The sequence below is a fragment of the Verrucomicrobiota bacterium genome (genome assembly GCA_034440155.1).
Taxonomy (GTDB): domain Bacteria; phylum Verrucomicrobiota; class Verrucomicrobiia; order JAWXBN01; family JAWXBN01; genus JAWXBN01.
The window spans coordinates 1-12,319 of record JAWXBN010000038.1 but is presented as its reverse complement, the minus strand read 5'-3'; the positions used below and the strand labels follow the sequence as shown (position 1 = coordinate 12,319).

7 protein-coding genes are annotated in these 12,319 nt (G+C 49.5%); 2 read left to right on the top strand and 5 right to left on the bottom strand.

Features of this window, described 5'->3' with window-relative positions:
* The coding region (locus SGI98_03965) for a hypothetical protein (protein MDZ4742557.1) at nucleotides 1-218 on the top strand (218 nt) is incomplete at its 5' end.
* 50 nt (nucleotides 219-268) lie between these two features.
* On the opposite strand, the gene SGI98_03960 is transcribed toward SGI98_03965, so the two are convergent.
* The 5 genes from SGI98_03960 to SGI98_03940 all read right to left on the bottom strand — a co-directional run bounded on the left by SGI98_03960 (nucleotide 269) and on the right by SGI98_03940 (nucleotide 10,492).
* Nucleotides 269-5,044 carry a hypothetical protein gene (locus SGI98_03960; GenBank protein ID MDZ4742556.1) on the bottom strand — a complete coding sequence of 1,592 codons (4,776 nt, stop codon included), beginning with the start codon at nucleotides 5,042-5,044 and terminating at the stop codon, nucleotides 269-271.
* A 12-nt stretch (nucleotides 5,045-5,056) separates the two neighbouring features.
* Nucleotides 5,057-6,094: a type II secretion system protein gene (locus tag SGI98_03955; GenBank protein MDZ4742555.1), complete on the bottom strand. Its 1,038-nt coding sequence runs from the start codon at nucleotides 6,092-6,094 to the stop codon at nucleotides 5,057-5,059.
* Between the two features lie 5 nt (nucleotides 6,095-6,099).
* On the bottom strand, nucleotides 6,100-7,071 hold the full coding sequence (locus SGI98_03950) for a prepilin-type N-terminal cleavage/methylation domain-containing protein (protein MDZ4742554.1): 972 nt from the start codon (nucleotides 7,069-7,071) through the stop codon (nucleotides 6,100-6,102).
* Entirely contained in the window at nucleotides 7,068-8,105 is a 1,038-nt protein-coding gene (locus SGI98_03945; GenBank protein MDZ4742553.1) for a prepilin-type N-terminal cleavage/methylation domain-containing protein, read from the bottom strand. The genes SGI98_03950 and SGI98_03945 overlap by 4 nt, the downstream gene beginning before the upstream one ends.
* 92 nt (nucleotides 8,106-8,197) lie before the next feature.
* Nucleotides 8,198-10,492 (bottom strand): adenylate/guanylate cyclase domain-containing protein, encoded by a 2,295-nt coding sequence (locus SGI98_03940; protein MDZ4742552.1) that lies wholly within the window; start codon nucleotides 10,490-10,492, stop codon nucleotides 8,198-8,200.
* 406 nt (nucleotides 10,493-10,898) lie between these two features.
* Between SGI98_03940 and SGI98_03935 the strand changes: the two genes are divergently transcribed.
* Nucleotides 10,899-11,924, top strand: coding sequence for an endonuclease/exonuclease/phosphatase family protein (locus tag SGI98_03935; GenBank protein MDZ4742551.1), 1,026 nt, complete (start codon nucleotides 10,899-10,901; stop codon nucleotides 11,922-11,924).
* Nucleotides 11,925-12,319 lie beyond the last annotated feature (395 nt).

Genomic DNA, 12,319 nt, shown 5'->3' with positions numbered 1-12,319 from the left:
GTAGGGCAAGCGGCCCTGCTTGCCACGGGCCAGAGTTTCACGGTCACATCAGGCGTTCGGCGACCGGGGGCCGCTGGCCTTACCGCAAAACCCCGCCCAACCAGCGTGTAGGGCAAGCGGCCCTGCTTGCCACGGGCCGGAGTTTCACGGTCACATCCGACATTCGGCAACCGGGGCCGGTCGCCCTACACGCTGAGCATCTAGCACTTCGCATCTAGAACATTCTCCCATCTCCCATCTTTCGACTTTTAACTTTGTCCTCCCCCTATCAAAGTGCCTTTTCCCAGACGATCCGGTATTCCGGTTTATAAGCATTTTCATTGTAACGATTATAACGTTCCACAAGGACCTCTTTCCAGAATTCCCCGGTAACTTTGGTATTTGGTCCCAGCTGGCCATTCACCCAAGGACCTCCAAAAGATTGGGCACAGACATAAATGTGGAAAAATCTTGTACGCGGGCTCATCTGGGCACCGACAGCCCGGAGGAGTTCTTTCGGGAAGGCGGAAGCTCCGGCTTCAATGGTCGTGCCAGAGTTATTGACCTTCGTCCAGCCATCGGCGAATACAGTGTTAGCCCCTGTTTGTGGAAGTGTTGGTTTGTTCCCACCCCAGACATCGGTGACCATAGTGGTATAGGGTGCACTGGCATTGACCGTTCCTGCGGTCATCCGTCCAAATACCTCGGACAGCTCCCCTGGACTATCTAAAACACCTGGAATCCCGAACCGGTCACCCGTAGGGCCGGGGACATAACCCTCGTAGGAACCCGCAATGGAATTTGTCGGCATGTAAACGGCTTGCACGACATTCATCAGATCAGCGGTAGCCACGATATTAGTGAACATCGAAATCAATGGTTTCAGGCGGGACAGAGCCGCTGGGACACCATTTGTATATTGGGCGGTATAAATCGCTGGATTCAGCGCCATCGTGCCACGGCGGGGATTAGTCACCATACCGAGGGATGAACCGTGAAATCCGGTTTCTTTAATTAAATCCTTCCATTCCTGGGGAGCATTATCCGCTGTCACGGACATTCCGAGGAATTGATCAAAAAGATACCAGTCAGGGACAGAGTTTGTCGTGTCGATGGTATTTTGTGGCCATGCCATACTCGTCGTACGGATATTCTGGGAAGCATCAGTCCCGTAATAACTACGTCCGAACCGGAGTGTCCTCCACGGGCGCCCGGTATGGACATACCCCAGCTCTGCCGGGTGCTCATAATCATTCATTTTGATTAATTGACTGGTCAGATCCCCGTCGCCATCCCCCCACCCTGAGAAACGGGGTTTGGAGCCTCCCATCGCTGTCCAATTTGTTCCGGTAGTAGACCATTTATTTGCTGATGTATTTAATGTCAGTGCCTTATTGGTCGCACCCACTTCACCGGGCCATTCTGTTCCCGTTGAATAAACCGTCTGATATCTTGATGAATTTCCGCTGAGGAGAGGCCCCGTGGCATTTTCTGAATCATTTGGATAACCACCAGCCCAGTCTACACCACCTCCATCTCCCCCATTATAATTATCCCTGACCACTTGTGACACCGTTCCCATGGAGTGTGCACTACTGGCCGAAAGCATTAACCAGTCATTGGCATCGGAGGCATTCACGATATTATTTGTTTCATTGGCAGCAGTCCTCCTTACATCGATCTGGGCAGCCCGCGATCCGACCTGGGGATCATCCACTTCACGACTCACAATCGTGGTGCCATTAGCCTGAATAGGAACATTTAAAAAAGGAAGATATTTTGTCTGGGGCATTCCCACATCCCCGCCCACGTCCGTATCTGGTTCGTCCCGGGGATTAATCCGGGGTTGTGGAACAATTTGATAAAACGGAGCCATTTTTTGGCCACTGATACTATTAGCCCGTGAACCAGCCGCCAAAGTGGGAAACTCATCAAAAATAGTCAAAACCTTTTGATTATTATTATGAGAAGGCATTTTCATGACAGCGACGGCGACAGCGGTATTAATTTTCCTCCCGTCCTCAGCATCATCTGGATTTACATCGATAAATCCATCATCAGCCTGAACAAAGCTCAGACCGCCAAAACTATTTACTCCCAAAGTATAGTCACTTAATCCCCCGGGAACCAGGCCATAATTACCGTATCTTACTTTATTTGGTAAAAGAGCGATATCTAAACGCTGCGGAACACGCCAATCCACCAAGTGCGCATTCTTTAGCACCACAAATCGCCCCGGACCCCCACCAGTAGTAATCGGGGCATGCCAACGGCCTAAATATTTTGTTTTATGCCCTAATGTACGGTCAAAGTTTGAACACTCGATAGTTCCTCCACCAAGAGAATTAGTCGGGCAATCCACAACCCCTGTATTGGCATTTTTATAAAGTCCATCAACGCCTCCTGCGCCACCTTTGACCATAAAACTACCATCTAAAGCCCCGGGAGCCCTCCAAATGGAACCCCTCATAGACGCTGGACCATAACCGGCTTGAGCTGCTTGAGGTGCTACAGGGAGTGTTCCACCGCTCCCATCCATTTCCCTATAGGTGAGGGTGCGATAACGTTCAGGGTTATTATGATCTCCGTACATCATGCTCCCATTACCTGAGAGGGCGGCATTTGAGTAATATGTCTCATCAGGTGCTCTTATCCCAAATGTAATAGTACCTTGCTCAGCTCCTACTGCATAGGGTGCTTCCGGGAGTAAAATCAGAATCCCGAGATCCCAGGGTTCAGAAGTCGGTACATAGGCTGGATTCCACATTTCCACATTCACATTAAAATTCATCAATTTTCCACCCGATGATACAATGGTTAATCCCACTTCGTTAATGTAAGGCAGAGGGCGGTTTCCGAGATTTTGATTTAAAACAACAGGCTGGTTGTTCGCCGTACTTCCCCTGCTAATATTGGTAACATTATTAGCAATGAGTCCCCCCGAAGGATTAATCGGACTATTCACCGTGTCTGTCACAGGCCAATTATAACCACCTATATTCGCCCAATTATCAGGAGGAACCACAGTAACATCCACATCCCCTTTGGCTGTCATCGCCACATTTGTCTGACGCCAAGTATTGATATTAGCCAGTATTTGGGACATTTCGTTCCACGTATATTTTCCGTTATCAGCCCCTGTGGAAAGTGTGGCATTATTGGCTGGCTCCTGATTATTGCTAGTCGCCGTGGGTTTGACGAACCAGTTAGGTTCTGCTGCAAAATCGCGTGTCTGGGTCAAACGCTGCATGGCCACTACGTCATAATCCCTGGACTTATCCCATATTTTGTCTGTCGTCCGGCGGTTTTCAAAACCTGTGCTGAATGGTTTAGCAGGTTCCCAACCCGATCCTTTACGGCTCCCCATCAATCGTGAAAGCAACCAATCAGGACTTTGCGGTGCAAGGGAGGGGGTGATGACTGTACTTTCCGCAAAAAGATAATAGTTTGGAGCTAAATAACCAATCCCTTGAGAACCTGAGGTTCCTGGAACAATCGTAATCTGATCACCTTCAATTGTACCTCCGAAAAACATCATTGGATCAGGATCTAATGTCGAAGGATCCGGATTATAAACCACATTAATATACGTCGAAGGAGCATTTTGATAGATTGCCACAGCATTAGTATATTCATCGAAAGTACCGTATGAATCAGGTCCGAAATGCACGTCATTTGTCGTTGGCGAAGTTCCCCCACTAACTGACGGATCCCAGGTTTTTCCTGATAACCTAGGGGAATAAACTGAATTTGACCATACGGCCATGGGATGATTCCTATACACAGAAGCCCCACCCATACTTGAAGGCAACCTTGCATTCTGATCGGAATCAATCGGATTATATGTTCCATTATAAGCATCCAGGTTGATCGGGAGCCGTCCGCCATTATCCACCTCGATATCACGCCCGACGGCGGTCAGGTAAAAGGCATTATTTTTGATATTCGCATCAGTAATACCCGCCATACGGAGGTCATCGACCCGGCGGAAAAAAGACGTATTCGTATAGGTGGTCAGGGGTAAATTTGGCGAGCCGATCACGACAGGGAGGGGAAGACGGTAACTGTCTAAATCTGCACCTGTTATTCCCGAAAGTACTCCATCCACAGCAAACTCCTGGGGGGACAAACCCCTCCAGCCTACGCGGTTTGTAATGCCGAAATCATTGATATTGAGCCGGGCATTTTCGGCATCCACCCAGTAGGCGTAACGCCCCACGACGGGGTTATTTGAATTGATGGGCTGAGTCATATCCCGGGCAATTTGCACCCACTGGACAGTCAAAGGAACCGGGGCATTATTCGTGAGTCCACTCGGATTCCCGTCAGGAGCGATTTTATACCCCCGTTGCGCCCCATTCATATTCACAAAGGTATTTGTGGGATGGAACCCGATTTGATTTGTACTGGTAAAGAGATTTGTTGTTTCTGAGTAAAGATTAATATAACCACTCTCATTAGACAAAGCAGCAAAGTCGCCCGAGTACGAGGGGGCAAAAAATTGATTTGTCGGGAAAAGCTTATTCGTCGCACCGGCAGAATTAATCCCGCCCACACGCCAGAGGCGGCCAGGAGCACTCACCCAATAATAATTTGTCCCTATCTGTGGACTCCCCGCGACGATTTTATGCATTGCATCACCCAAGGCCAAGTCCATTACAAAACCGCCTTGTGCCGATTTTAAGAAATTCCGGGCATTCCGGCTCTCCATCATGGAAAACATCGTAAAACTAACCGCTACGACCGTGACCAGTGCCAGCATCGATAGGACTATGACCAAGGCCATACCGGATTCCGAGCAGAGGTTTTTACCACGAAGCACACGAAGACCACGAAGGGAGGGAGGTGTAGGAGATAGGAGATGGGATGAAGGCAGAAGTGGCATCGTGCCGCTTTCTGGCTTTTTGGAGGGTCCCGAGATTCTCTCTCGACCGAGATCACGGGACTGGGCAGGAGAATTTATCCGTTTAGCCCCGGACATGCGGAAGCATGTCCCACCAGGAGAGGGAGCAAGCGGGCCGCTTGCCGTAAACGATTTACTGACTGGATGATTTTGAAATTTCATAGTTTTTCCTCATTAATTCATCGGGATGGTCATCGAGATTTCCCGGATTCCGGCACTGGTTAAATCGCTGCTATTCGTGATGGTGCTCTCACTGAGGTAAAGCAAAGTATTTGTCAGCGCAGGATTCCTCTTTATTTTCTCTATGATATCCCGAGAAGCAGCACGCATGGTAATCCTCACTCGGTTCGGCAAGGTGTAAACAGGCTGATCAGTGCCTGGCCCTTCAATTTTCATCCAGTAAATATTTTCTGCAATCACTTCCTGATTAGCCACGGCCGCTTGATAATCGGTAATAATAAATTGGTCATTTGTGACGCCACCTGAAGCCCATACGCCCGCCAAAGTAGGTGTATTATCTGCAGAATCTATCAAAACCTTCTGATAACGAATCAACATCCCGTTAGATAGTCCATATCCGATCGCCCGTAGCCCGGAGTCGGCACTCCCCCTCGTGATCGGAACCGCGCCCGAGTAGATAATGATCGGAGAAGAATTTGTGTCCATGTGATAAATAATATTCGTATTAAAACGGACATAGATACTCCGCCAATTCATCTCCGTTCCCGCAGGAATGCCCGTCCAGTTCCCGACAGAGCCGTCTCCATTGGTAGATTGCTCCACCAGAGTCCTGCTGATATCGCGGGACATCAGCTCAAGCACATTCCGCCCGTTAGCATAGGCATCCATCCGTGCCATCTCGATTTTGCTGGCATCGAGCATTTTACTCAATATCTGGAGCATGATCAGCGAAAGAACCGCGACAATCGCCGTAGAAACAACAATTTCCAAAAGACTAAAAGCGGCATGTCGGAGATAGGAGGGAGGGAGAAGTGGCATCTTGCCGCTTTCTGGCTTTTTGTAGGGCGACCGGCCCGGTCGCCGAATGTCGGATGTCATCGTGAAACTCTGGCCCGGACAAGCAGAAGCAAGGCCCTCCATTTGCTTTTCCTTCGTGATCTTCGTGATCTTCGTGGTGCAATTTGCTCCACCCACGGCAAGCAGGCCTCTTGCCCTACGCAATTTGCTGAATGGATAATTCTGGATTCTCATACTTTTTATTGCCCCCGGTTTACAATGACCGTCTGGAAAAAATTTGTGGTTTGTTGGTTGGTGGATATAGCCGGATAGATTACTTTGATTTGGAGGAGAGCTATATTGGTCGATATGGGCAGCGAATAAATAATAGGGTTGTTGCTCAAAGCCGGATTCCATTCGATCGTGCCCCCCCCATTATCAACCCCAAAGGCATGGGTAACAATTTGCGCGGCATAAGCCCCTCGCGCAGCTAGCGCCGTAGATGCATTCACCTGATTTGTCTGGTTAGAAACCATAACCCCGGAACTGTCGTAATAAATAGCCCAGAAATTCGTCGGCTGTGAGAGGTCCAAAAAGACTCCTCTAATAATACCAGAATTATTCGTGAAAGTCTGTGTCTTGGCATTCGCGAGAATGTCCATGGCCTTCAATGCGGTTACAGAATCCGTAGCACTATCTTTAGCCCCCCCCATACTCAAGGAAAAAAGCCCCAGAATAGCCACAATCCCAAAGGCCATCACGGCAATCGCCACCGAAACCTCGATCATGGAAAAACCGGCATGTCGGAGATAGGAGTGAGGTGTAGGAGATAGGATATTGGAGATGGGAGATAGGAGATGGGATGAAGGGAGAAGCGGTATCTTGCCGCTTTCTGGCTTTTTGGAGGGTCGAGATTCCTCTCGACCGAGATCACTGGATCCGGCAGGAATATCACAATCGGGGTTCTCGCTAGAACTGCAATTTGCAACACGAAAGGGAGAATCTTCTAGGTGCGAGGTGCTCGGTGCGAAGCTGTAGGGCGACCGGCCCGGTCGCCGAATGTCGGATGTCACCGTGAACGCCAGACCCGGACAAGCAGAAGCAAGGCCCTCCATTTGCTTTTCCTTCGTGATCATCGTGTCCTTCGTGGTGCAATTTGCTCCACCCGTGGCAAGCGGGCCGCTCGCCCTACACGATTTGCTGGCTTGATGATTCTGAATTCTCATAATCATTGCACCCTTTTAATGATGGTTTGTCCCGTTTGCCCGCTGATTTCGATCACAGCAGCTAGATTCGTTTGTGAGTCCGCCACTTGAAGGGTTCCTCCCACCACTCGTTTGCCCGGAATCAGGGGAATAAAAATCTTATTTTCATAACCATCAAAGCTTCCGGCATTTGTCAGTGCACCATCCGGGGAAAAAGCGATCCCGGTATCCATCCGCCTCCCTCCTCCACTATAAGCGATCGAATTACTCGGGGCAAAAACGGCATTTGTAGCGACATCAAAGAAATTCGTCGCTGTCGCGGTTGTTACGATTGAAGAGCGGTTCGTCACATCGAAGTAAACTCCATCTGGAAGAGAGTAAGTGTTCCCGATGGCTACCCAATTTGTCGTCTCCCCATTTACACCGAGTTGAGGATAAAAAGCCGCCATGACCTTCAGCATATCGTTTGTTGCTCCACCAGTGACATTAGGCGAAACAATTCCGACAACCACTACCGTATTATAGGTTTTTGCATATTGCCGAGCACCATCGATAAAAACCTTCACCTGATCTGCTGCCCCTGTTACCTTTGCCGCTCCACCTAATCCCCTCATCCCCATCACTCCTACCACCAATAAAATACCAATGATAGAAATGACGGCCAGTAACTCGACAAGGGTAAATGCGGCATGTCGGAGATGGGATGAAGGTAGAAGCGGTATCTTGCCGCTTTCTGGCTTTTTTGAGGGCGACCGGCCCGGTCGCCGAATGTCGGATGTCACCGTGAAACTCTGGCCCGTGGCAAGCAGGGCCGCTCGCCCTACACACTGGGCGGGCGGGCTTTTCCTGTAGGGCGACCGGCCCGGTCGCCGAATGTCGGATGTCACCGTGAAACTCTGGCCCGGACAAGCAGAAGCAAGGCCCTCCATTTGATTTTCCTTCGTGGTGTAATTTGCTCCACCCGCGGCAAGCAGGACGCTCGCCCTACACCTGGCGAAATGGGTCGGCCTCGCTACGGTGTCCAAACTCTGAATACTCGATTTTGATTTACGAATTAGCATATTCAACCTGTCTAAAATTTCCATAATAAAACATCTTGACTCTTTACAATGTATTTACGATGTAAATCTATTTAAGGCAAGTTAAATTTTCTCTATTTCGTCTTCATTTCGATGGTTCCATTCCAAGTATCATCGGGTGGATCATTGATAAGTACCTCACACACATCCAGGTAGGTCATTGAAAGGGCTGAATCAGGTACCTCTTCGAGACAGGATTCAAATGTGATTTTTGCCTGAACAAATTGTTTATCCATATAGAGGGCATAAGCCTTTTCATATTTCTCTAGCCAAGACTGTCTAAAATCGGGTGGTTCTTTGCCTTTTTCACAAATCGGGATAAAAACACCGACCGGTTTGGTCTTGCCCTTGACTTTTACGACGCCCGCGGACTGGAGCCAGAATTCCTCACGGACAAATTGCGCGACGGATTCGCCGATTAATTTATCGGTTTTAAACTCCTTTGTCGCCCCTTCGAGACGCGAGCCCAGATTGATCGCATCGCCGATCACGGTAAACTCCATCCTTTCAGGCGAGCCAATATATCCGACGATCACATCACCATGGTTCAGACCCACCCCGATTTTGAGCTCTTCCTTGCCGACAGCTTTCCATTTGACATTGAGCTTGCGCAAAAGCTCGGTCATTTCGCAGATGGAACGCAGTGCGGCCAGCGCGTCTTCCTTTAGCCCGAGGGAATGGGTATCCCCCCAGACTGCCATCACAGCGTCCCCGATAAATTTATGGAGTGTGCCACCATGACGGAAGACACACGGCACCATTTCGCTAAAGTATTCATTCAGCTGTTCCACGAGGGCACCGGCATCGGCAGACTCGGTCATCGTGGTAAATCCCCGGATATCGGAGAAAAGAACCGTCACGGGTTTACGCACCCCTCCGAGGGCCTGCTCATATTCCTCCCGGTTTTTCAGGATATAACTGGCGACATTTTTCGAGACAAACCGGTCAAAGGTAGATCGGATCCTGCTCTGCTCCATCTTTTCAATCGTGATCCGGTAAACCAACCCCACCCCCTCCATCATAATAATCCCGACCAATGCCCACGCCATCGGGATAATCAAAAGGTATTTCTCGAAAGCAATTTGCCCGATGACACAGAAACAAATCAAGATAACCAGAAATCCCACTGCACTGAGCCAGATATTCCGCGCAAATTGCACCGTCATGACCACGGCTAGAATGGAAAAAAGGATAATGAGTGCATTCGTCCACCATTTAAACAGTTCGTTCAAATAATTATCCCTTAAAATAGTCGCTATGGCATTCGCATGGATCTCTACCCCGGCCATCTGTCCATAGGGGGTCTCATGATAGTCCTGCGTCCAGTTTCCGGTGGGACCGATCAAAACGATTTTCCCCTTAAAAAATGCACCATTTTTAAAGTTACTCTCCCAAAACGACGGAAGGAACATCTCATAGAGGGAGTACTCCCGGTAACTACCGGCAGGGCCTTGGTAATTAATCATTCCCGGATTCAAATAAGGTCTCAATCGTATGGAAGGATCGACTTTTTTTGCCACTTGCGCGTCCCAAGAGAAATACTTTTGTTGCCATTCCTGAATATCCGTAGTCTGTGACGCACCCGCAAGCACTTCCTTTGAAACTTCCTGGACCGCATACCGGATGACCCCGTCAATCCCTGGAAAATAATTCACAAATCCAACGTATTCAGAAGAATGCTCCAACATCAAGCTGTCGACCGGCAGGGAAATACCATTCAAGTTACCCGTTTCACTCACCCCGGGAGTCTTAGCATTTTGAATATTTGCGCCAACGACGACTTGTGAATAATTTTCCTCCAGGGCTTGAGCGAGCTTTTCATCATCTTTTTTTCCATGAATACTTTCAGAAGGAAAAAGCATATCAAATGCCACCACCTTTGCTCCTGACTGGATGAGACGATCAATCACATAAGAATATGTTTCACGCGGGAAAGGCCATCCTTTAAGCATTAATTGCAACGGGGCTATTTGTATTTCATCCTCACGGAGTTTGCCTGCATCCAGTTCTTTAGAAACATCATCAATCGCTAAAATAATAATCCGATCATCTTTGGGCAAAGGCCCACGCCACTTGAATCTCTCGCTAATTGTTTGTTTTTCCAGATTCACCAAAGGCATCCACTCGTGCTGCTGGAGGAAAAAGAGTGCAAAACTCAAAAGCAAAGCAAAGACCGGGAGGAAACTCTTCACAAAGAGACTCCTCTGGATTTTATTTCCCCGACTGTCCGGTTTACTCATAGAATACCCATTTTGCTCATGATCCTTGTCGCTTGGCGAGCCAGAAATGAAGGTAGAAATGAGCATCTCGCCGCTTTCAGGCTTTTTCTGTGGGGCGACCGAGCCCGGTTGCCGAATGTCGGATGTCACCGTGAAACTCTGGCCCGTGGCAAGCAGGGCCGCTCGCCCTACACGCTGGGCGGGCGGGCTTTTTCTATAGGGCGACCGAGCCCCGGTTGCCAAATGTCGGATGTCACCGTGAAACTCTGGCCCGTGGCATGGGCATCCTGCCCATGATTCTCGCGCAAGCCGTGGACTGAGTTTCACGAACAAATCTCGGGCAGGATGCCCCGAGCCACGGGCGGAGCAATTTGCGCCCTTGGCGAGAAATCCCTTTCGTGATATTCTTGGCTGAATCCTGTGATCTCGATCGAGCGAGAATCTCGGACCCTCCAAAAAGCCAAAAAGCCAAAAAGCCCCCTGAAAAGCGGCAAGATTCTTGCTTCTACTTTTCTTCCTTGCGTTTCTGTCATCTTTGCAGAAATTTGTCCGTTACATGCGGTTCATCAGCAGCATCCCCATTATCCTGTTTTTCTTGTTTGCCTGTCCGCTCCACGGACAAGACACGCAAACTAATGCCGCCAGCACTTTTAGTGTGGCGAGTTATAATATCAGGAACTGGACCTCCACCGACCGTGAAATCGATGGGAAATACGTAAAAGACGCAGAAAAACCACCCTCGGAAAAAAAAGCGGTCGTCTCGATCCTCAAGAGCATGAATCCCGACATCCTCATCGTTCAGGAAATGGGTGATGATAAATATTTTGAAGATTTTAAAAACCAGCTCAAGGAAAACGGGCTCGAATATGCTTATAGCGAACGCGTCACGGGAGCCAGCCCCCGGATTTCGCAGGTGATCCTCAGCCGTTACCCGGTCCTGAGCAGCACCCCGCGCACCAATGATGTTTTCGAGATCAGCGGCAGACAAGAGGGCGTCCAAAGGGGATTCATCGACTGCACTATCCAAATCTCAAAGGAAATCAAGCTCAAGGTCATGGGGGTACACCTCAAGTCAAAGCGGGGCTCGGACAGTAGTACATTCCCCTCGATCCTCCGCAGGCGGGAAGCCCTCGCCCTGCGTGGTTATATTGTCGATTTCCTCACGACGAATCCTGACGGATACATCATTATCGGCGGGGACTTTAATGACAGTTATGGGAGCGAACCCCTCAAAACAATCATCGGCGAGAGGCGTTCGGAAAATAAACTTTATGATCTGTGGCTCTACGACTGGCTCGGGGACCGTTGGACCCATAATTTCGACAGCCGCCGGGAATACTCCCAGCTCGACTTTCTGATGGTGAATCAGAACCTCTTTAAACATTTTCTGGCCGATCAATCCTTTGTTTACCGGGAACATCCCGGTGACCCCGACTATCTCAAATACACATCAGCCTCCGACCACCGTCCGATCATGGCCGTTTTTTCCATTAAACCCGTTTACACTTCAAAACCCTTCCGCGCCCGCACAGACAAGAGCGAAGAAAAAGCCATAAAAAAAGCCGAGTCCCAATCCAAATAAAGTCTAGCCCGGAATTTTCACCCCCCGATGGAGGGAGATGGGGTGAAGGTAGAAGCGAGTATCTTGCCGTTGTGGCAGCAAATCGCACCACGAAGGACACGATGCTCACGAAGGAAAAGCAAATGGAGGGCCTTGCTTTTCACTTGTCCGGGCCGGTCGCCCTACAGCTTAGTACTTCGCCCCTAGAACATTCGCCCCTCCGTGGTGAAAATCCCTGCTTTAAAAAAACTTTGCGCCCTTGGCGAGGAACCCTGATTGTGATATTCTTGGCTGGATCCTGTGATCTCGGTCGAGCAAGAATCTCGGACCCTCCAAAAAGCCCCCTGAAAAGTGGCCCTGCTTGCTGTGGGCCGGGCGTTCGAGATGACATCCGGCATTTGGCAACCGGGCCGGTC